Annotated in this window: 17 protein-coding genes and 1 tRNA gene; 12 read left to right on the top strand and 6 right to left on the bottom strand. The window is 69.8% G+C overall.

Features of this window, described 5'->3' with window-relative positions; genetic code table 11:
* Positions 1–2: 2 nt before the first annotated feature.
* The 3 genes from ACIBM5_RS20830 to ACIBM5_RS20820 all read right to left on the bottom strand — a co-directional run bounded on the left by ACIBM5_RS20830 (position 3) and on the right by ACIBM5_RS20820 (position 3,453).
* Entirely contained in the window at positions 3–365 is a 363-nt protein-coding gene (locus ACIBM5_RS20830; RefSeq protein WP_396008218.1) for an FmdB family zinc ribbon protein, read from the bottom strand.
* Positions 366–411: 46 nt separating this feature from the next.
* Complete coding sequence (locus ACIBM5_RS20825) at positions 412–1,764, bottom strand: MFS transporter (protein ID WP_396008217.1); 1,353 nt, start codon at positions 1,762–1,764, stop codon at positions 412–414.
* A 186-nt stretch (positions 1,765–1,950) separates the two neighbouring features.
* Positions 1,951–3,453, bottom strand: coding sequence for a potassium/proton antiporter (locus ACIBM5_RS20820; protein ID WP_396008216.1), 1,503 nt, complete (start codon positions 3,451–3,453; stop codon positions 1,951–1,953).
* Positions 3,454–3,750: 297 nt separating this feature from the next.
* Between ACIBM5_RS20820 and ACIBM5_RS20815 the strand changes: the two genes are divergently transcribed.
* Positions 3,751–6,906 carry a penicillin acylase family protein gene (locus ACIBM5_RS20815; RefSeq protein ID WP_396008215.1) on the top strand — a complete coding sequence of 1,052 codons (3,156 nt, stop codon included), beginning with the start codon at positions 3,751–3,753 and terminating at the stop codon, positions 6,904–6,906.
* 18 nt (positions 6,907–6,924) lie between these two features.
* Here the strand turns inward: ACIBM5_RS20815 and ACIBM5_RS20810 are convergent, their stop codons facing one another.
* Positions 6,925–7,512, bottom strand: a complete 588-nt coding sequence (locus tag ACIBM5_RS20810) for a 5-formyltetrahydrofolate cyclo-ligase (protein ID WP_396008214.1) — start codon at positions 7,510–7,512, stop codon at positions 6,925–6,927.
* 91 nt (positions 7,513–7,603) lie between these two features.
* On the opposite strand from ACIBM5_RS20810, the gene ACIBM5_RS20805 reads away from it, so the two are divergent.
* The 10 genes from ACIBM5_RS20805 (at position 7,604) to ACIBM5_RS20760 (ending at position 16,409) form a co-directional block, all read left to right on the top strand.
* Positions 7,604–8,347 (top strand): GGDEF domain-containing protein, encoded by a 744-nt coding sequence (locus ACIBM5_RS20805; protein ID WP_396008213.1) that lies wholly within the window; start codon positions 7,604–7,606, stop codon positions 8,345–8,347.
* Between the two features lie 9 nt (positions 8,348–8,356).
* Positions 8,357–9,283: a UTP--glucose-1-phosphate uridylyltransferase gene (locus ACIBM5_RS20800; protein WP_391588262.1), complete on the top strand. Its 927-nt coding sequence runs from the start codon at positions 8,357–8,359 to the stop codon at positions 9,281–9,283.
* Positions 9,280–10,500, top strand: coding sequence for a gephyrin-like molybdotransferase Glp (gene glp, locus ACIBM5_RS20795; RefSeq protein ID WP_396008212.1), 1,221 nt, complete (start codon positions 9,280–9,282; stop codon positions 10,498–10,500). Before ACIBM5_RS20800 ends, glp begins: the two co-directional genes overlap by 4 nt.
* Before the next feature lie 235 nt (positions 10,501–10,735).
* Positions 10,736–11,203, top strand: a complete 468-nt coding sequence (gene moaC, locus ACIBM5_RS20790; protein WP_396008357.1) for a cyclic pyranopterin monophosphate synthase MoaC — start codon at positions 10,736–10,738, stop codon at positions 11,201–11,203.
* A gap of 8 nt (positions 11,204–11,211) precedes the next feature.
* Positions 11,212–11,889 (top strand): molybdenum cofactor biosynthesis protein B, encoded by a 678-nt coding sequence (locus ACIBM5_RS20785; RefSeq protein ID WP_396008211.1) that lies wholly within the window; start codon positions 11,212–11,214, stop codon positions 11,887–11,889.
* Complete coding sequence (locus tag ACIBM5_RS20780; protein ID WP_391588265.1) at positions 11,874–12,503, top strand: GNAT family N-acetyltransferase; 630 nt, start codon at positions 11,874–11,876, stop codon at positions 12,501–12,503. The genes ACIBM5_RS20785 and ACIBM5_RS20780 overlap by 16 nt, the downstream gene beginning before the upstream one ends.
* A 373-nt stretch (positions 12,504–12,876) precedes the next feature.
* Positions 12,877–14,034: a hypothetical protein gene (locus tag ACIBM5_RS20775; protein WP_396008210.1), complete on the top strand. Its 1,158-nt coding sequence runs from the start codon at positions 12,877–12,879 to the stop codon at positions 14,032–14,034.
* A gap of 49 nt (positions 14,035–14,083) precedes the next feature.
* A tRNA-Ala gene (locus ACIBM5_RS20770) sits at positions 14,084–14,157 on the top strand.
* 270 nt (positions 14,158–14,427) lie between these two features.
* The gene (locus ACIBM5_RS20765) at positions 14,428–15,075 is read left to right on the top strand and encodes a hypothetical protein (protein WP_396008209.1); all 648 of its coding nucleotides are present in this window, start codon (positions 14,428–14,430) and stop codon (positions 15,073–15,075) included.
* Positions 15,072–16,409: a hypothetical protein gene (locus ACIBM5_RS20760; RefSeq protein ID WP_396008208.1), complete on the top strand. Its 1,338-nt coding sequence runs from the start codon at positions 15,072–15,074 to the stop codon at positions 16,407–16,409. The genes ACIBM5_RS20765 and ACIBM5_RS20760 overlap by 4 nt, the downstream gene beginning before the upstream one ends.
* A gap of 23 nt (positions 16,410–16,432) precedes the next feature.
* Here ACIBM5_RS20760 and ACIBM5_RS20755 read toward each other — a convergent pair whose 3' ends face one another.
* Together ACIBM5_RS20755 and brxD are read right to left on the bottom strand one after the other, a co-directional pair.
* Positions 16,433–18,574 (bottom strand): DEAD/DEAH box helicase, encoded by a 2,142-nt coding sequence (locus ACIBM5_RS20755; RefSeq protein WP_396008207.1) that lies wholly within the window; start codon positions 18,572–18,574, stop codon positions 16,433–16,435.
* Complete coding sequence (gene brxD / locus ACIBM5_RS20750; RefSeq protein WP_396008206.1) at positions 18,571–19,926, bottom strand: BREX system ATP-binding protein BrxD; 1,356 nt, start codon at positions 19,924–19,926, stop codon at positions 18,571–18,573. The genes ACIBM5_RS20755 and brxD overlap by 4 nt, the downstream gene beginning before the upstream one ends.
* A 139-nt stretch (positions 19,927–20,065) precedes the next feature.
* Here brxD and ACIBM5_RS20745 point away from each other — a divergent pair, with 139 nt between their 5' ends.
* Positions 20,066–21,865 (top strand): DUF262 domain-containing protein, encoded by a 1,800-nt coding sequence (locus ACIBM5_RS20745; protein WP_396008205.1) that lies wholly within the window; start codon positions 20,066–20,068, stop codon positions 21,863–21,865.
* Positions 21,866–21,871 lie beyond the last annotated feature (6 nt).

The raw sequence follows: 21,871 nt of genomic DNA, 5'->3' as shown, positions 1-21,871 counted from the left end.
GGTCAGGCCGCCGTCGACGTCGTACCGGAGGAGCCGGACGACGAGGAGGACGACGAACCCGAGGACGACGAACCCGACGACGAGGACGACGAACCCGAGGAACCCGTGGAACCCGAGGACGAGGAGCCGTCCGAGGACGACGAGGAAGCGCCGGTCGACGCGGTCGCCGGCGTCGAGGACGTGCTCGAACCGCGGCTGTCGGTGCGGTAGAAGCCGGAGCCCTTGAACACGACGCCCACCGCCGAGAAGACCTTGCGCAGCCTGCCCTGGCAGGCGGGGCACTCGGTCAGCGCGTCGTCCGTGAACTTCTGGACGGCCTCAAGGCCCTCGCCACAGGCGGTGCACTGGTACTGGTACGTCGGCACGGTCTGGTCCTCCTTCGACAGACAGGTCAGCTGGGTACTGGCACTCTCACCTGTCGAGTGCCAATGGTGCAGCATTCACCGGAGATCCGTCCACCACGGTCGCGGTCGGCGGTGTAATGGGTGTCACATCCACGCCCGGTCGCAGCAGTCGCTGCCCGCCGAGCACCACCAGGAAGCCGATGCCGGCCGCCGCCAGGGTGAGCGCGAAACCGGCGCCCGAACCGCGCGCGTCGGTGAGCATTCCGGAGAAGGTCGAACCGAGTGCGAGGCCCAGGCCGATCGCGCCGGTGAGCCACGTGAACGCCTCGGTCTTGGCCTCGGCCGGGACCAGTGTGTCGACCAGGGTGAACCCGGTGATCAGCGTCGGTGCGATCGCCAGTCCGCACAGCAACGCGACGGGCACCATGATTCCCACGCCGGGGATGGCCCACAGCGGTGCGGTGCCGGTGGCCAGCAGGGCGAACGTCACGAGCATGCGACGGTGCGCGGGCCGCCGCCAGGCGATCGCGCCGTAGACCGCACCGGCGATCAGGCTGCCGCCCGCGAAGACCGCGTACAGCGCGCCCGCCAGGCCGGGCTTGCCGACCTCCTCGGCGAACGCGGTGACCGAGACCTGCACGGTCCCGAAGACCCCGCCGATGCAGACGAAGGCCACCACGAGCAACCGCACGCCGCCGATCCGCAGTGCGGACACCCGCGGTGCGTCGCCGGCCGCCCGGACCACCCGTCGCGGCGCGGTGCCGCGTTGCAGCGCGAACAGCAGCGAGCCGAGCACGGTCAGCGCCGCCTCGACGATCAGCCCGGCGGCCGGGTGCACGCCGGTGGCCAGGAAGGTGGCCACCACCGGGCCCACCACGAAGGTGAACTCGTCGGTCACCGACTCGAACGCGAACGCGGTCGGCAGCAGCGGCGAGCCATCCAGGTGGGCGGCCCAGCGGGCCCGCACCATGGAGCCGATCTGCGGCACCGTCGCGCCGGAGAGCACCGCGGTGACGAACAGCAACCACAGTGGCGCGTCGGAGAGGGCGGCCACGATCAGTGCGGACACCGCCGCGCCGTGCAGCAGCGCGCCGGGCACGACCACCGCCGCCTGGCCGAAGCGGTCGGCGAGCCGACCGGTCTGCGGGCCGACGAAGGCGAGCGCGACGGCCGCGGCGGCGGAGACCGCGCCGGCCGTGCCGTACGAGCCGGTCGTGTGCTTGACCAACAGCACGATGCCCAGGCCGAGCATCGCGTAGGGCAGCCGGGCGATGAGCGCGGGTGCCAGGAATCGCCATGCGGACGGGGTCCGCAGCAGCGAGGAGTATGTGGAGATCATGCGCACCGCTCCCCGCGAACGGGTGCGGCGTTCCGATGCGTGGGCATCGCGGCTGTCGCTTCCTGCCACCTGGTGACGCACATGGGAAACCCCGGTGCGCCGAGAGCTGTCCTCGAAAGCGTCCACCGGGGTAGATACCGAAGTCGTGCTTCGGCCGCCGTGCGGTCACGACGCCAGCCCTGCGTCAGGCAGAGTCGGTGTGTGGAGGGGATCGGCGATCGAGGCGCCCGAAGGCGCCCCGATGGCAATCAACCGGATGATCGTACCTCAGGTGTCGCCCTTGACGCCGAACCAGCCCGCGAGCTTGCCACCCCGGCTGACCGCGCGCAGCCGATCCTCGGCGTCGTCGCGCACCGTGTCGGTGGCCACCACGAGCAGGTCGTCCCCGCGGCGGAGCACGGTGGTCGGCTCGGGCACGAAGCTCTCGTCGTCGCGCACGATCAGGGTGACCGCGGCCCCGCGTGGCAGGCGCAGCTCGCCGACCTCGACGCCGTGCATGCGCGAGCCCGGCGGCACGCTGACCGACAACAGGTGCCCCTGGAGCTTCTCCAGCGGCGCGGACTCCACGCCCAGGTCGGTGGGCTCGTGCTCGCCCGCGAAACCGGCCTTGCGGGCTATCCAGGGCAGCGTCGGTCCCTGCACCAGGGTGAAGACCACCACCAGCACGAAGGTGATGTTGAACAGCCGCTGGGCGTCCGGGACGTTCTTCACGATCGGGATGGTGGCGAGCACGATCGGTACCGCTCCGCGCAGCCCCGCCCAGGACAGGATCAACTGCTCGCGCCACGGTATCCGGAACGGCGTCGTGGTCACGATCACCGACAGCGGCCGGGCGACCAGCAGCAGGATGGTGCCGATCACCAGCGCCGGGACCACCGCGCCGGCCAACTCGTGTGGGGTGACCAGCAGTCCCAACAGCACGAACAGGCCGATCTGCGCGATCCAGCCGAGTCCTTCGGCGAAGCCGCGGGTGGCGGGGCCGTGCGGGAGTTGCGAGTTGCCCAGCACGAGTGCGGTCAGGTAGACCGCGAGGAACCCGCTGCCGTGGGCCAGCGCACCGCCGGAGTAGGCGAGCACGCACAGCGCCATCACCGCGATCGGGTACAGCCCGGACGCCGGCAGCGCGACGTGGCGCAGGCCGAACGCGCCGAGCCGACCCACCGCGAGGCCGACCGCCATGCCGATGGTCAACTCCATGCCGATCTCGCCGAGGATCCGGTACCACGGTTCGACATGACCCACGTGGGCGAACGTGACCACCAGGATCACCACCGGGGCGTCGTTGAAGCCGGACTCGGCCTCGAGCAGACCGGTCAGCCGATGCGGCAGCGGCAGCTTGCGCAGCACCGAGAACACCGCGGCGGCGTCCGTGGAGGAGACGATCGCGCCCATCAGGATCGCGGTCGACCAGTCGACGTCCAGCACTATCCGAGTGGCCAACGCGGTGACCGCGACGCTCACTCCGACCCCTACGGTGGACAACACCGCAGCCGCCGGCACCGACGGCTTGATCTCCTTCCAACTGGTCGCTATCCCGCCCTCGGCGAGGATTACTATCAGCGCGGCGTAGCCGAGCGTTTGGGTCAGTTCGGCGTTGTCGAAACCTATGCCGAGGCCGTCGTCCCCGATCAGGATCCCGAGTCCGAGGTAGAGCAGCAGGCTCGGCAGTCCGGTTCTGGTCGCCAGGCGTACCGCTATGACGGCGGACAACATGACGATGGCACCCAGGAGCAGGACCTGGTTGAGCTCGGGCACGGACACGTGCGTCACCTCCGGCGGTCGTCGGTCCGGCCACCCCCCAGGCGGCCGCACGGAGTGCAGAACATGAAGGCAGGCGACGACCGGCGGAACCGGCAACGCCGCGATGCGCAGGCAATCAGCGAGCCATGGGAAGGGGGGCCCAGCCGCGCCGGCGAACCGGCGATGAATTACCTACGCCTGGCAAATATTTTACCAAAGCGAAGGATCCATACCCCAGAGGGGTCCCGTCTCGTACCCGTGGCTGTGATGCCGACGACGCTCGGCTTTTAAGGTGTCCCTTGCCGCACCGACCGCATAAGGACCTTGATGCCTCCCTCGAAGACGCCCGACCCGGAGCAGCCCCCCGGTGGCCAGGACGCCTCATCCTCCGGGTGGGACGACTGGCCCACGGGCGAGTGGCCCACATCGCAGTGGGCCGCGGCGGATCCGGTCGCGGCCCAGCGGCGCGCGGAAGAACGCGCGGAGCGTGAGCGCCGGGCCGCGCCCGAGCCGTACGGCGAACCCGAGCCGTACGCGCCGCAAGAGCCGTATGCCGCGCAAGGACCGTACGCACCGCAGGAGTCGCACCCCGCCCAGGAGCCCTACGCGCCCCCCGAGCCGTATGCGGAGCCGCCCGCTCCCGTCGCCATCCCCGCGCCCGCCGCGCCGCCCGCGCCGCGTGCCGCCGAGCCGCCACGGGTCGAACCCGAGCCCGCAGCCGCTGCGCAGCCCGCACCCGCGCCCGAGCCCGCCGCGGCCGAGGCGCCCGTGCCCGGCGGCACCGCCAAGGTCAAGGAACGACCGACGACCCCCAAGGGGCCGTCCAAGGCGTGGCGCCGATTCCGGTTGACGGCCATCGTCCTGGTCGTGGTGCTGGCCATCGCGATCGGCGGACTGGGCTGGTGGGGCTGGCAGTTGTCGCGCGACTCGTTCCCGCAGACGTCCGGCACGGTCCGGGTGCCGGGGCTGACCGGCAAGGTCGACGTGGTGCGCGACGCCCAGGGCATCCCGCAGGTGTACGCCGACACGTCCGAGGACCTCTTCCGGGGGCAGGGCTACGTGCATGCCCAGGACCGGTTCTGGGAGATGGACGTGCGTCGGCACATGACCGCGGGCCGGCTGTCCGAGATGTTCGGCTCCGGGCAGGTGGACAACGACAAGTTCCTGCGCACGCTGGGCTGGCGCAAGGTGGCCGAGCAGGAGTACGCGGCGCTGCCGCCGGAGTCGCAGAAGTTCCTCCAGGCGTACTCCGAGGGGGTCAACGCCTATCTCAAGGACCACAAGGGCGCCGATGCCTCGTTCGAGTACGCGCTGCTCGGCGTCGTGCACGACGGCTACAAGGCCGAGCCGTGGACCCCGGTCGACTCGGTGGCCTGGCTCAAGGCGATGGCCTGGGACCTGCGCACCAACATGCAGGACGAGATCGACCGGGCGTTGTTGTCCGACAAGTTGACGGTCAACCAGATCGACGAGCTCTACCCGCCGTATCCGTACGAGGTGAACAAGCCGATCGTGCGCGCCGGTGAGATCGTCAAGGATCCCAAGGACGGCAAGACCGAGCGCTTCGTCCAGGACGCGCCGCCCGCGGTGCCCTCGAAGAGCGCGCAGAACGTGCTGGCCGGCCTGTCCGAGTCGCTGGCCAAGCTGCCCTCGCTGTTCAGCGAGAAGTCCTCCGGCGTCGGCTCCAACTCGTGGGTGGTCGCGGGCAGTCGCACCACCACCGGCAAGCCGCTGCTGGCCAACGACCCGCACCTGTCCCCGTCGTTGCCCTCGGTCTGGTACCAGATGGGCCTGCACTGCCGCACGGTCGGGCCGAAGTGCCAATACGACGTCTCCGGCTACACGTTCTCCGGCATGCCCGGCGTGATCATCGGCCACAACCAGAAGATCTCGTGGGGCTTCACCAACCTCGGCGCCGACGTGACCGACCTGTACCTGGAGAAGGTCCAGGGCGACGGCGTGCTCTACAACAACAAGTACGAGCCGTTCACCGAGGTCCGTCAGGAGACGATCAAGGTGGCCGGCGGCGGCGATCGACACATCACCGTGCGCAGCACCCGGCACGGGCCGATCCTGACCGACGCGTCCGACGAGTTGGAGGACGTCGGCAAGGACGCGCCGATCCCGGACCTGAGCCCACAGCGCGAGGAGGGCTACGCGGTCGCGCTGCGCTGGACCGCGCTGGATCCGGGCACCTCGATGGACGCGCTCTTCCAGCTGAACAAGGCGCAGAACTGGAACGACTTCCGGGCCGCGCTGAAGAACTTCGACGCGCCGTCGCAGAACGCGATCTACGCGGACGTCGAAGGGCACATCGGCTACCAGGCGCCGGGCAAGATCCCGGTGCGCCGCACCGGTGACGGCCGCTGGCCGGTGTACGGGTGGGACGCCAAGTACGACTGGGCGGACTCCATCCCGTTCGATTCGCTGCCGAACGTGTACGACCCGCCGGAGGGCTACATCGTCACCGCCAACAACGCGGTGACCACGCCGGCGTACCCGTACCTGCTGACCTCGGACTGGGGCTACGGTTCGCGCAGTCAGCGGATCGAGGAAATGATCACCAAGGCGCCGGGCAAGATCGATCCGGCGATGATGCAGAAGATGCAGACGGACGACGTCAACCCGGTCGCGCAGTTGCTGGTGCCGTACCTGCTCGCGGTCCGGGTCGAGGATCCCTGGGTGCGCGAGGCGCAGGACCTGCTCCGGGGCTGGGACATGCGCAACCGGGCCGACTCCAAGTCGGCCGCGTACTTCAACGCGGTGTGGCGCCAGGTGCTGATGCTGGCGTTCGGCGACAAGATGCCGTTCTCGGTCCGGGCCGACAACGACTGTGCGAGCAACTCGTCGAACACCCGCGTGCAGTGCGGCGACCGGGACGACTCGACCGCGCAACCCGACGGCGGCGACCGGTGGAACGAGGTGGCCCGCACGCTGCTGGCCAGCCCGGAGAGCCCGTGGTGGAACGTCTCCAAGAACCCGGGCTCGATCACCACCCGCGACGGTCTGCTGCACAAGGCGATGACCGAGGCGAAGAAGGACCTCACCTCCCGGCTCGGCAAGGACATCGACACCTGGTCGTGGGGTCGGCTGCACACGCTGACGCTGCGCAACCAGACGCTGGGCACCGAGGGCCCGGGCCCGGTCAAGTACATGCTCAACCGCGGCCCGTACCGGATGTCCGGCGGCGAGGGCCTGGTCAACGCGACCGGGTGGAACGTCGCGCAGGGCTACGAGGTGACCACCGTGCCGTCGATGCGGATGGTGGTGGACCTGGCCAACCTGGACGAGTCCCGCTGGATCAACCTCACCGGCGCGTCCGGACACGTGTGGCACGACAACTACACCGACCAGACCGACCTGTGGCGCAAGGGCAAGACCCTGCAGTGGGCGTACACGCCCGCGGCGGTGGACAAGGCGGCCAAACACCGGCTGACCCTGGAGCCCGCCGGCCCGGCCGGGCCGGCCCCGGGCGGACCGTGACGGCGGCCCGCGGCGGTGCTACCGGGTGAACCGGTACACCGCCGCGGGCGTCACCGCGATGTCCACGGGCACGTCGTGCGGCTCGGCCGGCACCCGGTCGAGCACCTCGTCGTCGTAGAGCAGCACCACCGTCACGGCCGAGGCCGGCACCCGGGCGAGTGCCCGGTCGTAGGACCCGCCGCCACGCCCGAGCCGCAGTCCGCGGCGATCCACCGCGAGACCGGGCACCACCAACACGTCCGCCGTGCGCACACCCTCGACGCCCAGCCGCGGCCCGACCGGCTCGCGCAGCCCCCGGCCGGCCGGCACCAGCGACGCCGGACCCTCGTACAGCGCCCAGTCCAGGTCGTTGTCCGGCAACAGCACCGGCAGCAGCACACGCCGGGTCGACCCGGCGGCGAGATCCTCGGCCAGATCCCGGCCGCCCGGCTCCGAACCCACCGGCACGTAGGCCGCCACGGTCGCGGCCGCGGCCACCTCGGGGAGCGCGAGGAGCGCGTCACGGAGCGCGCGACTCGCCGCGACACGCCGATCCGACCCCGTGTGTGACCGTGAGTGCATCAACTGTGACCTCAGTGTGGCCTTGTCGTTGAGGATGTCCTTCATGCTGTTCCCTGAATGACGTGTTTGGACGGGTTATCGAAGGAGTCCGCGCAATCGACACAGTTCGCGCCACCGCACCTGACCCGGACCCCGCATGGGCCTGACTTTCGAACGTCTTCTGATCATCCTGCTCGTCGGCGCGCTCTCGGTCGCGGTCAGCTCGCTGACCGTTGCCGTGCGCCGATTGCGCGCGATCGCCGGCAACGAGCTGCCCGAGCTGCGGCACGAGGTCACCCGACTGGAACTCAGCCGCGCCGAATTGGAGCGGCTGTCGGTGACCGACCCGCTGACCGGCGTGTGGAACTACCGCTACCTGCAACTCGTGCTGGATCGCGAGGTGATGCGCGCGACCCGGTTCGGCCGACCACTCGGGCTGCTCATGCTGGACCTGGACCACTTTCGCGACGTCAACGAGCGGCACGGCCATCAGGGCGCGAGTTCGGTGCTGCGCGAGGTGGCCCAGCGGCTGGCCCTGGAGATCCGCCAGGTGGACACCATCGCCCGCTACGGCGGCGAGGAGTTCGTGATCCTGCTGCCCGAGACCGACGCGTCCGGTGCGGCCAAGGTCGCCGAACGGCTGTGCTACGCGGTCCGGCGCGGCAGCTTCGGCGCGACGGCCGACCCGGTGCGGCTGACGATGGCGATCGGCCTGGCCGTACTGCCCGAGGACGGCACGCACTCCGCGACCCTGCTGCGGGCCGCGGACCGGGCGCTGGGTCGGGCCAAACGGGCGGGCGGCGACCGGTTCTGCGGCCCGGATCCGGCCGGGAGCGGACCTTCGGCCGACAACAGGCCAATCGCCGGGCTTCCCGGGACCCCCGGTGATCCCACCCGTTAGTGTGCGGCCATGCCTCCGCGTCGCTCGTTCCACATCACGAAGGCCGTCGTACCCGCCGCAGGTCTCGGCACGCGCTTCCTGCCGGCGACGAAGGCGACGCCCAAGGAGATGTTGCCGGTCGTGGACACGCCGGCGATCCAGTACGTGGTCGAGGAGGCGGTCGCCGCCGGGCTGACCGACGTGCTGATGGTCACCGGGCGCAACAAGCGCCCGCTGGAGGACCACTTCGATCGCGCGTACGAACTCGAACACGCGCTGGCCGCCAAGGGCGACCTGGAGCGGCTCAAGCTCGTTCGCGAGTCGAGCGAGCTGGCCGCGATCCACTACGTCCGCCAGGGCGACCCGCGCGGCCTGGGACACGCCGTCTCGTGCGCCCGCCCGCACGTGGGCGACGAGCCGTTCGCGGTGCTGCTCGGCGACGACCTGATCGACCCGCGCGATCCGCTGCTGAGCACCATGTTGCGGGTGCGCCGCGAGCTCGGCGGCAGCGTCGTCGCACTGATCGAGGTCGACCCGTCCCAGATCCACCTCTACGGCTGCGCGGCGGTCGAACCCCTCGCCGAGGGCGTCTCCGAGCCCGGCGTGGTGCGGGTGACCGATCTCGTGGAGAAGCCCGAACCCGGCAGCGCGCCCAGCAACTTCGCGGTGATCGGCCGCTACCTGCTCGACCCCTCGGTCTTCGACGTGCTCGAACACACCCCGCCGGGCCGAGGCGGCGAGATCCAACTCACCGACGCGCTGCGGGTGCTCGCGGGTCGCGAGTCGGCCGAGGGCGGCACGGTGCACGGCGTGCTGTTCTCCGGCCGCCGGTACGACACGGGCGACCGGGCCGACTATCTGCGTGCCATCGTGAAGCTGGCATGCGAGCGTGATGATCTGGGACCCGAGTTCCGGGCCTGGCTGAGGCAGTACGTGAACGAGGAGATGCAAGCATGAAAAGCGTCGAGGACCACCTGACCGGGATCCTCGGGCGGATCGCACCGCTGGCCCCCCTCGAACTGCAACTGCTCGACGCGCACGGCAGCCTCCTGGTCGACGAGGTCGCCGCAACCGGCGACCTGCCACCGTTCGACAACTCCTCGATGGACGGATACGCGGTCCGCCTCGCGGACGTCGCCGACGCGGGCGAGCGCTATCCGGTGGTACTCGACGTGGTGGACGACATCGCCGCCGGCAACGCGCCCAAGACCGCGATCGGTTCCGGCACCTGCGCCCGGATCATGACCGGCGCGCCGCTGCCGGAGGGCGCCGAGGCGATCGTGCCGGTCGAGTGGACCGACGCGGGCATGCCGACGGTACGGATCACCAAGGCGCCGGAGAGCGGCCAGTACATCCGCCGCCGGGGCAGCGACGTCACCGCCGGGCAGACCGTCCTGGACGCGGGCAGCGCGATCGGCTCGGCGCAGGTCGGCCTGCTCGCCGCGATCGGCCGCGAGCGCATCCGGGTGCGGCCCAAGCCGCGCGTGGTGATCCTGTCCACCGGCAGCGAGCTGACCCAGCCCGGTCGGCCGATCGGCCCCGGCCAGATCCGCGACTCGAACAGCTACATGCTCACCGCCGCCGCACGCGAGGCGGGCGCCATCGCGTACCGGGTCGGCAACGTGCCCGACGACCCGAAGATCCTGATCGACACGATCGAGGACCAGCTGATCCGGGCGGATGTGGTGGTCACCACGGGCGGCGTCAGCGCGGGCGCCTACGACGTGGTCAAGGAGGTGCTCTCCGAGCTGGGCACGGTCGAGTTCGGCAAGGTCGCGATGCAGCCGGGGATGCCGCAGGGCTTCGGCGTGATCGGTCCGGACGAGACGCCGATCTTCACCCTTCCCGGCAATCCGGTCAGTGCGTTCGTGTCCTTCGAGGTGTTCGTGCGTCCGGCGCTGCTGCGGATGCAGGGCGCCGAGGTCACCGAGCGGCCGATCGTCCGAGCCGGCTGCTCGGCGGCGCTGAAGTCGCCCGAGGGCAAGCGCCAGTACCTGCGCGCCTGGTACACCCCGCCGCCCGCGGGGGTCGGCGAGGGCACCGTGGACCCGGTCGGCGGCACCGGCTCCCACCTGCTCGGCAGCCTGGCCAAGGCGAACGCGCTGATCACCCTTCCCGCCGACGTCACCGAGGTCGCCGAGGGCGCCGAGGTGTCCGTGATGCTGCTCGGCTGAGCGCCGCGAACCCCGTCCGAGCGGCCCCGTGCATGCGGGCCGCCCGGTTGTGCCTCTAACGTTGCCCCAGCACGACACACGGCAGTTCGATACACAGGGCGGTCCGACACATCGGGCGGTTCGATACACACGGCACTTCGACGCCCCACCGCACGGGGGGCTCACCGTATGGGGTGGAAAGTTGACGCGCGGCGCCAAGAACCTCACGCACCTCGACGAGGCCGGCGCGGCCCGCATGGTGGACGTCACGGCCAAGCAGATCTCGGTCCGCACGGGCTCGGCCTCGGGCCGGGTGCTCGTGTCGCCGCGTGTGGTCGAACTCCTGCGGGGCGAGGGCATGCCCAAGGGTGACGCACTGGCCACGGCCCGGATCGCGGGCATCATGGCGGCCAAGCGCACGCCCGACCTGGTGCCGCTGTGCCACCCGATCGCGCTGCACGGCGTCGCGGTGGACCTGACGGTGCACGACGACGCGGTGGAGATCACCGCGACCGTGCGCACCGCGGACCGAACCGGCGTCGAGATGGAGGCGCTGACCGCGGTCTCCGTCGCGGCGCTCACGGTCGTGGACATGATCAAGGCAGTGGACCCGGGCGCGGTCATCACCGACGTGCGGGTCGAGCGGAAGACGGGCGGCGCCTCCGGGGACTGGGAACGGGACACCGGGGCAGCGACCACACAACGGGACGGAGGGCAAGTCTGATGCGAGCCATGGTGATCACCGTGTCCACGCGCGCGGCGGCCGGGACCTACGGGGACGAGAGCGGTCCGGTGATCGTGCGCGGACTGCAGGCACTGGGCTTCGAGACGCGGGGCCCGCAGATCGTGCCCGACGGCGAGCCGGTCGGCCAGGCACTGCGGGACGCGGTCGCGGGCCACTACGACGTGATCATCACCACCGGGGGGACCGGGCTCAACCCGTTCGACCAGACTCCGCAGATGACCAGCCGGGTGATCAGCTACGAGGTGCCGGGCATCGCCGAGGCGATCCGGATGGAGAACTTCGACAAGGTGCCGACCTCGATCCTGTCGCGCGGCATTGCCGGCGTCGCGATCACCCAGGACTCGCACTGGACCTACCGCAGCCTGATCGTCAATCTGCCCGGCTCGCCCGGCGGCGCCCAGGACGGCATCAACGTGCTGGCCAAGGTGCTGCCGCACGTGGTGTCCCAGCTCCAGGGCGGCGACCACCAGCAGGGCGGCGGGTTCGGCGGCGGCGGTGGCGGCGGCTTCGGGGGCGGTGGGCAGCAGCAGCCCGCGCCCGGAGGCGGCGGCTACCAGGGCGGCTTCGGTGGCGGGGGTGGCTACCAGGGCGGCGGCGCGGGCGGTGGATTCCAGGGCGGCGGGGGCTACGGAGGGGCGCAGCAGCCGCCATGGGGCACGCACTGACCCGCGGGTGGCCGGTGGAGCTCACCGAGGGCCGGGTCACCCTGCGCCCGATCCGTGCCCGGGACGCGGTCGCCTGGCAGGAGGTGCACACCCGCAACCGCGAGTGGCTGCGCCGCTGGGAGGCGACCGTGCCGCCGGGCTCCGCGGCCGGTCGGCGCCCGACGTTCCGGCAGATGGTGCGCTTTCTGCGGGCCGAGGCGGGCGCCGGCCGGATGTTGCCGTTCGTGGTGTTGTACGACGGGCAGTTGGTCGGTCAGGTCACGGTCGCCGGGATCACCTGGGGTTCGATGTGCTCGGCGCACGTCGGCTACTGGGTGGACGAACGCGTCGCCGGGCTGGGCGTGATGCCCACGGCGGTCGCGCTCGCCGCCGACCACTGCTTCTTCCGGCTGGGCGTGCATCGCCTGGAGGTGTGCATCCGCCCGGAGAACCGGGCCAGTCGGCGGGTGGTGGACAAGCTGGGGTTCCGCGAGGAGTGCCTGCGCCCGCGCTATCTGCACATCGACGGCGACTGGCGCGACCACATCGCCTACGCGTTGAACGCCGAGGAGGTCCCCGAAGGTCTCCTGATGCGGTGGCGTGCCTACCGCGAGAGCCGGGGCTTCACCTGGTAGCGGAATCTCTTCGAGATCGATCCCGCCATATCGACACATCGATCTTGCGATTTCGCTACTCTCCCGGAGATATGAGCGGTGTCACCTCGGCAGACCCCGGCGCATCCCGGAGAACGGCTGCCCGAGGGGCCTCGGGGGCCACGGCGGCTCCGGGTATCTCGGGTGTCCCGGTCGTTTCGGCCGGGTCGGGCTTCTCGGTGAATTCGGCCGGGTCGGGCTTCTCGGCTATTTCGGCCGCGCCGGACGGTTCGGTGGATTTGGTCGCCTCGGCAGTCTCGGCAGTCACATTCGTCACATGGGCATCACCGCGGATCGGGCGACACACCGTGCCTAATCCGACGATGCGGTGCCCATCCGGCTTAGCGTGTGAAGCGTGAACGGCAGCGGCCTGATCTACGCAGCGATCGTGGGGGCCTGGGCTGCCTATCTGGTGCCCATGTGGCTTCGCCGACAGGACGAGCTCAACGAGGCCCGGCCGACCGAGCGATTCACCACCGCGATCCGGATCCTCTCCCGTCGCGGCGCCTTCGAGCGCCGCTCCGCCCGTGCGCTCGCGGAGGTCCGAACGCCCGCCGAGGACGGCACGGACGCGCCCGAGCGGCGCGGCCCGACCGAACCGCCGCGCGCCCGGCAGCACCCGACCAAGCCCGCCGCGCCGACGACGACGCCGCAGTCGGCCGCGATCCCCGGGCCCGCGTCCCCGGCCAAGGCCGGCAAGCCCGGCGCGGCCAAGCGCCCCGCCGCGCCGGTGCGCCGGGACGACGGCCGGGCGGCGCTGCTCACCCGGCGCCGTCGGGTCATTGCGACCCTGTTCGCGACCTTCACCGCCGGCGCGATCCTGGCCGGTGTGGCCGGGCTCGCGTGGGTGTGGCTGCCGGCCGTACCCGGCGTCCTGCTGTCCGCCTACATCGTGCACCTGCGTGTGCAGGAGCGGCGGCGCTACGAGGCCGGCCTGCGCCGGCTGGGCCGTCCCGCGGGCGGCAAGTCCGGCACGCCGGCCGACGGCGCCTCGGCCGCCGAATCGCGCTCTCGGGCCAAGGCCCGCGAGACGCACGACGCGACGCCGCCCCAACCTCGTTCCGCGACCCCGCCGGCCGGCGGCGACGCACGGCAGACGCGCACACCGCGCTCGGGGTCGACCGGCTCGTCCGGGCCGAACGGCGCCTCGGGAGCCTCGGCCCCGGTCGGTCTTCGAGGCAGGCGCGACCGGGAGGCGGAGGAGCCCGCGCTGGCCGAGTGGATCGCCGAACTGGCCACCGGCGGCGACCCGCACGACCGCGACTCGTGGGACCCGGTCCCGGTCCCGCTGCCCACGTACGTGACCGCACCGGTGGTCCCGCGCGGCGACGTCGAACACGAGCCGGAACGCCCGCAGATCCACGCCGTCCCGGACCCCGTCCCGACCGAGGCCCCGCGCCCGTCCACCCCGTTGTTCGACCAATACGCCGAGGACACCCGCACCGGCTACGGCGCCTCGGTCGACTCGCTGCCCCTGTATGAACACGAGTGGCGCCGGGCCGTCAACGAGTGAATACCCGTGCACGACCCACTTCGCCGAGGTGGTAATGTTTCTCCTCGTTGGGCCTGTGGCGCAGTCTGGTAGCGCACCTCGTTCGCATCGAGGGGGTCTGGGGTTCAAATCCCCACAGGTCCACACAGCACGAAAGCCCCGCCGGGTCGATCCGGCGGGGCTTTCGTCGTTTCCGAGCTCGACCTGGCATGAAGCGATACCGACGCCTTGGGGGCCGGCTACCCCGGCGCGGCCCTACCCGGACTGATACGTCGAATCATGGCCGAGTCCACCTCTACCGGACCGCCGCTCCGTCTGCTGCCATGAAAAGGGGCAAGCGGCGGCATCGAGGCAGGGGGCGCGGTGGGAACGTCCACGCGATGGAGGGGGCCCAGCGGGGGTCCATGGAGCGCCGTGGGAAACAGACTGACCCGATGGCGGCCGGACCAACGCGATGCGGACCAGCGGCTTGGCGAGATCGCGCAGAGTCTGCTCCTTGCCCTCCAGTCGACTGTGCGCGAAGACGCCTCGGCGTTCGGCCTCTATGACGCCGCGTGTACTGCCGGTGGACGGCTCGCGGACGTGATGGCAAGCCCGCCGCGGATGGCGTCCGACACCGAGGTCCTGGCCGGGCTCGTCACCCGGATCGGCGGAGAAGGCGGCACACTCTCGGATGCGGTGGTGCGTAGAGCCGTTGCTGCGGCATGGGTCCAAGTGCAGGAACAGCATCCCGAGTTGAGTGGAAGCACGATCGGCCGCAGTATGACCGCGGACATATTGTGTGATCTGTATCGATTGTTTTTCGCCGACGTGGTGGCGGAGTTTCTGCGCTCCGTCGTGGCGGAGAAAATCAATCTGGCGATGCTCGGATCGACCGTTCTCATCGATCCGGAGAGTGTGATTGCGAACTGGATCACGGAATGTCTACTGGAGTTTGTTCCCGACCCATGCGAGGTTGCCGTCGGCAGGGGCGGATCGGATGCACTGCCCGGCATTGCCCGATCGCTGGTGCCTCGTGCGGTCGACGCCGTCCTCGGGTTGAGCACACCGGAGGCGGCATGACCGGGCTCGGGGACCTTGTGTGGTGGCATGAGCACGCGGCGGACAGGCCGCCTGCCGCGGCGGACGCGGTGGTGGTCGGCCCGGACTCGTTCCAGGAACGTGAGAGCAGCGTCACCGGCACCGATCGATTGCCCGGCCTTGCGCCCGCGTGGGCCGACGATCTTTTTCGCGTGGCGCGTACCGCCTTCGTTGCGGACAAGCGCATTCGGCGAGACACTGCCGCGGACAATTGGACGCGCAGGATTCGCCTCTCAGTGCCTGTTTCCGACCCCGACCTTTGGGCATCACCCGGGCCGATATCCCATTTGACGGCGTTGCTTCAGACACTGACGGGAGATCTCTGGGAGGTACGGTTTCGCGCGTTCAGGCCCGAGTACACGTACGAGACCTTGCCATTCGCGGACGAGCCGCGTGCGAGCGAAGTGTCCTTGTTGTCCGGCGGCTTGGATTCGCTGAGTTGGGCGGCCACGCGAGCGAGCACCGGTAAGGCGCACGGGCGACGCTTGTTGTTCGTCATGTTCCGCGAGATCAGCCTCGACGACCTGCAACTACGGGTGTACGCGTCGGTTCGACGACTGGGCCACAACCGAGAAATGTGCCTCGTGCGCCTGCGGCAGACCTCCAAGGGCGACGGCACCGGAGACAGGCTCGAGACTTCCGCGCGTACGCGAGGACTGCTCTACGCAACCGGTGCCGTGCGTATTGCTGCCGCTCATCGAGTCGACCGGGTCAATGTGCCGGAGAACGGACAACTCGCGCTCAACAGCCCCCTGACGGCCGCACGAGCGGCAGCCTGCTCGACTCGCTCCGTGCATCCATGGACGTTGCATCACCTGAACGCACTTGTGCAGGAACTCAGCCCCGACCGTGACGCGGTGAGGGCAGTGAACCCTCTGGCGGACATGACCAAAGGAGAGGTGTGTCGGGCGGCGCTCGATGCCGGCCTGGAGCCGGCGGAATTGGTGGACACCTTGAGTTGTGGCAAGCCGCCGATCCGACAAGGACGTGGCCTGACTTCGGGGCAGGGCTTGTCCATGGCCAATTGCGGTGCCTGCTACCCGTGCCTGGTGCGTCGATCCGGCCTGCTGCACGCCATGGGTGCCGATCGCACCGAATACGAGGTCGCCCCATGGTCTCTGCCCGACGGATCCGAGAGGGACGAAGATTGGCTGGCCTTGCAGCGTCGACTTCGGACACCACCCACGCTCCACGACTTGCTCACCGATACCCCGCTGCCCCCGGCGGTGGATCTGGGGGCCGCCATGGGTGTGCTTACCCGCGGGTGGGGTGAACTCCGGGAACTGCTCGAACTGGTGCCGGCGACCGGGCCGTAGCGGGGGTACAACGCAGATCCGATTCAATGGGGCCGCAGGTGCAGTTGCACGGGTGTGCGGAGCATCTCGGACGCGCCGTCGAAGTCGGCCAACCGGGCCGCGACCGTGGCCACTGCGAGCCGCTCGGGCAGTGCGGCCGAAAACTTCAGCCCCTTGACCGCTCGGTGGTCGACGTCCGGCAGGACCAGGGACTCGCGGGCGTCCGCGCGCGCTGCCTGCCACATCTGTGGAGTCAGGTCATCGCGTAGGCGCAGCCAGCAATCGGTCGGTCGCTGAACCGGGTCGGTGATCGAGGACAGGGTGGCTCCCAGCGTCGCGTTCGCGCGGTAGCCGGCCCAGGTCCACCAACGCACGTCGTTGCCGACGCGCGACAACAGTGTCGCGGTGGGATGTACGACATCAGGAGCCTGGTTCTCCCGCCACCCCCGCAGGCATGCCTCCGCGCGTCGTGTGAGCGAAACCGGCGGGTCGACACCGAGCAACACCTCCCGCATGGCCCGGGTCAGTTCGAAGGACAGCCCGGCGATGCCGCCGCTCGCCCATTTGGCGACGCCGCCACTGTCGGCGGGTTCGACGAAGACGCGCTTGCGCCCCCAGTCGATGAAGGTGACCTGCCAGTTGCGGCCGGCGAGCAACAAGCGGCGGGGGCCGGGGCGCTCCTCGGTGAGGACGGAGGGATCGGTTCGACCGATCTCGGTGCGTCCGGAGAGGACCGTGAACTGTGGTGGCGCAGTGAAGGACGCGGTCAGGTCCATGAAGTGTCGGTGACCGAAGCGCTTCTCGGCCTCGGGGCCGACGAACAGGAGCCCTCCGTCGTCGTTCAGGAACCCCTCGCCGATCAGGTGGCGCAGGATCGGCTCGGCCGACCGGTCGAAGGGGGCCAGGCCGTTCCACTCCGACTGCCACAGACGATCGCCCAGCTTGTGCTGTTGCAGGGCCAAGGCGAGGAGCTGCTGCGCCACCAGATGACGGGGCTCGGGCGGTGCCGTCACCTTCTCCACCCACCCGCGACCCCACAACACGAGCAGCGCGGCGGCTTGGAGCAGGGTGTCTTCGTGGGTCGCCAGGAACAGGCAGTTGCGGGCAGTGCCCGCACGCCTGCCGGTGCGACCGATGCGTTGGAGGAACGAAGCGACCGTGCTCGGTGAGTCGATCTGGATGACCCGGTCCAAGTCGCCCACGTCGATCCCCAGTTCGAGAGTCGAGGTCGAGACGATCACGCAGTCGCGCGCCTCGGCGAACGCCTGCTCCGAGCGGGCGCGTTCGTCGGCGGAGAGCGACGCATGCGAGAGGTAGGCAGTTGTCCCGCGGGCGCGCAGTGCAGCGCCCAGCTCTTCGACCTGCCGACGGGAGTCACAGAAAACCAGACGCTTCTCGCCGCGGTGTAGCGATGCGATCAGCTTGGCGGCGTTGTCGAGAGAGGCGACATAGTCGAGTTCGACCAGCCCCGGTGGAGGGCTGCCGGGACGTGGATTCGCCTCGGGCGGCGGCGAGACCACCCGGCCGATTCGTTTGCCGGCGCCGGAGCCCTGGAGCCAGGTGAGGAGACCCTCCGGGTTGCCCACGGTCGCCGACAACCCCACACGCTGAATGGGGTGCCCGGTGACCCGCTCGAGGCGTTCCAGCACGGCGAGCAGGTGCCACCCCCGGTCGTCCCCGGCGAACGCGTGCACCTCGTCGACGATCACCGTCCGCACGTTGCCGAGCAGGTTGGCGTGGTCGGTCTTCACCCCGATCAGCATCGCTTCCAGCGATTCGGGGGTGGTGAGCAGGATCTCCGGCGGGTCGGTACGGATGCGCCTGCGCCGTGATTCCGCGGTGTCCCCGTGCCACAGGGCCGCACGTCGGCCGAGCCACTGGGCGTAGCCGTCCACGCGGGTCACGAGGTTGTTGAGCAGGGCCTTGAGCGGACACAGGTAGAGCACCGAGGTGCCCCGCCAACGTTGTTGCGCCATGGCGGACAGGATCGGGAAACACGCGGCCTCCGTCTTGCCACCCGCGGTCGGCGCGAGAAGCACGGCGTCCTCGCCGTCCATCAGCGGGTCGATGGCGGATTTCTGGAACGGGCGGAGGTCCGGCCAGCCCAGTGTGTTCAGGATGTGGTGGAGGACGACCGGGTCGAGGCGATCCAGCGGATCACCGGCCTCGGCTTCTCGTGCCGTCACTCCAGGTCCAGGTCGATGTCATCGGCGGAAGCGGAACCGACGGTGTCGGCGGTCGCCGAGTTCCTTTCGGTCTGCGTGAGTTCGTTGCCCGAAACGGTGAGCCGGTAGTGCCGGCGCGGATCGAAGTCCTCGAACTGATCGATGCGGTCCAGGACGTCACCGACGAGCTTCTTCAGGAACAACCTCGGGGCAACGCCCACTTTCCCGCCCAGCGCACCGCTGACCGCCCGGGCCAGATCGGCGACGTAGGCGTCGTTCGCGACCTGCCGAATCCGCTCGGGATGGTCCGCGCCGGCTTCGAACAGGTCGCGGATGGTGCCTCCGAGGCCGATCAACGAGTCGAGCGTGAAGCCCGGCAACCGCACCTGTACCGCCCGCGGATTGTCGAAGCGCGGGTCGGTGGTGAAGTCGGTGGCGAGCCGCTGCGCGAGCGGGGCCAGTCGCTGCACGCCCTGGGTGCCGTCGTAGAAGGCGGGTGTCCCCGTGATGACCAGGTAGAGCCCGGGGAAGCGTCCCGAGTGCACCTCGTCGATCAGTTGCCGGAGCGCGTTGAGCGCCTTGTCGCGCGCGTCGGAGCGAACTCGCTGCAGCGTTTCGACCTCATCGAGCACCACGAACAGCCCGGCGTGCCCGGAGTCCCGCAGGACGGTCAGGAGCCCCTGGAGGAAGCCGAGCGCACCGAAGTGGTCCAGATCGCCGCGCACGCCTGCAGCGCGCCGCGCCGCCGCCGCCACGTGCGGCTGCCCGCCGAGCCAGGCCAGCACGGCGGCGGCCGTCGCCTCGTCGCCGGCTTCCAGGGCGGTTCGATATCCGCGCAGCGCGGTTGCGAAGGAGGGGGCGTGACGGGAGACCTCGCTCAGTCGCTGAGTCAGCAACAGCTCCACCGCACCGGGAAGTTCGTCCTCGCTCGCGCCTGCGGCCAGGGCGTCTTCCTCCAACGCGTAGAACCAGGCATCGACGACGGGGCGCAGCGCGCTCGCCGGGAAGCTCGAAGTCGTCAGCCGTTCGGTCAGGCGCCGGTAGACGGTCTCCAATTTGTGCAGCGGCGTCTCGGTCTCCGAGATCTGGATCTCGGCCACGGCGAAATTGCGCCGTCGAGCCCGTTCGCCCAACCAGCGGCCGAAGAAGGTCTTGCCCGAGCCGTACTCACCTCGTACGGCCTTGAACACCGAGGACCCGGCGACGACCGCGTCGAGCTCGGCGTCGAGCGCCGTCTCGAACCGCTCCAGCCCGGTGGCGAGCAGGTCCAGGCCCCGTTCGGGGACGGCACCGCGCCGCAGGGCGTCGATGACGTCTCGTCGGCGGGCCACACTGACGGCGGAACCGGGCTTGGCAGGAAGGCGTGCTGTCACCTCGGCAGTCTCCCATCCGCCTCGTGCGTCGGCAGGTCACGGATTCGTGGCCGAAACCCTCCACCGGCTTGACGTCCGCAGCGGAGATGGATCAAATCGACGGACAGGTGAACCGAGCGTCAGGGTGGGGGAGCAGGCTGTGGCCATCGACAGCCCGAATCTGAGTCAGGTTCTGGACGACGTCGCGTCGGGAGTACTCCAACTTCCCGATTTCCAACGCGAGTGGAAGTGGGACGACCAACGCATCCGCGAGCTGATCGCGACGGTCACGCTCGACTACCCGCTGGGCGTCGTCATGACATTGGAGACCGGCGGAAAGTCACCCTTCCGTGCCGTACCTCTGGTCGGTTCCGAATCGGCCCAGGGACGAAGCCCGGACCTGCTGTTGCTCGACGGTCAGCAGCGTCTCACCTCACTGTTTCAGGCCCTGCATTCGCAGGAGCCGGTCCGCACCGTCGATGCCCGCAAGAAGAACGTCAAGCTCTGGTACTACGTCGACATCGCGAAGGCCGTCGGACCGTCCGCGGATCGGGACGAGGCGATCGTGTCCGTGCCCGAGAACAAGGTTCTGCGGTCGGACTTCGCCCGCAACGTGCTCGACCTGAGCACGCGCGACCTGGAGTGTCAAGCGGCGTACTTCCCGCTGCGGCTGGTGTTCGACTACGCCGAGCGCAGCAAATGGCAGCAGACCTTCGTGCGCTTGGAACAGGCCAATTGGGACCTGTGGTCGCAGTTCGAGCAGAGCGTACTGAGCAAGATCCAGTCGTTTCAGATCCCGATGATCCGACTTGCCGCGGCCACGACCAAGGACGCGGTCTGTTCGGTCTTCGAGCGAGTGAACACCGGTGGTGTGCCCCTCACCGTCTTCGAACTGCTGACTGCCACGTACGCCGGTGACCTCCCCTACGAGCGGGAGCACGACGACTACTATCGCCTGCCCAGCGTATGGCGGGACATCAAGAAGCAGTTGACCACCTCGTACCCGGTCTTCGGCAATCCGGACGCGGGCGTCGAGGACGGCTTCAGCAGCAGCGACTTCCTCCAGGCGATCGCGTTGGTACTGACCTGGGAGCGTAAGCAGGAAGGCGGGCGGACCGCGGTGTCGTGCAAGCGCCGCGACCTGCTGGACCTGCCGTTGAGCGACTTCGAGCGGTTGGCCCCCAAGGTCGCCGACGCGTTCGCCTGGGTCGGCGCATTCCTGGAACGGCAGTGCATCGTCCGCTCCGCCGACCTGCCCTACCGTACGCAACTGGTTCCCCTCGCGGCGGTGCGAGCCATCCTCGGCGATCGGACCGAGGAGATCGGGTACGACGATCGCATCTCCCGCTGGTACTGGTGCGGCGTGCTTGGTGAAATGTACGGCGGCTCGACGGAGAGTCGTTTTCCCCGCGATGTCGAGCAGCTCATCGGCTGGGCCGAGGGCGCGGGCGAGGTGCCGGACACCGTTACCGAAGCGGCCTTCCTGGCCGAGCGACTCGACACGCTGACCACCCGCAACAGCGCGGCGTACAAGGGGATCTACGCGCTCTTGATCAAGCAGGGTGCGGTGGACTGGTATTACAACGAAGGGCCGCTCACACCCGGCCTGCTCGTCCAGCACCAGGTCGACGTGCGCCAGATCTTCCCCCGGAACTGGTTCACCCGGAACCGCTCGGGTGACGCACGCGCCAACTCGATCGTGAACAAGACCCCGATGTCCTTCCGCGCAGGTCGCAGCATGAGCGGATCGCCGGCGGGTTACCTCAAGGCGCTCGCGGCCGAGTCCGGCATCCGGCCAGAATGGTTCGACGACGTCGTGGCCACCCACCTGGTCGATCCGATCGCGTTGCACGAGGGTGACTTCGACACCTTCTACGCGGATCGCTCCAAGCAACTGCTGGGTCTGGTGCACGCCGCGATGGGCAAGCGCACCGTCTTCCGCGACGTGTCGGACCGGTGACGCGTC

This window comes from Embleya sp. NPDC050493, from assembly GCF_044458105.1.
Classification (GTDB): Bacteria; Actinomycetota; Actinomycetes; order Streptomycetales; family Streptomycetaceae; genus Embleya.
Note: the sequence above shows the minus strand (reverse complement) of the source record. Positions and strands in the feature narration are given on the sequence as shown.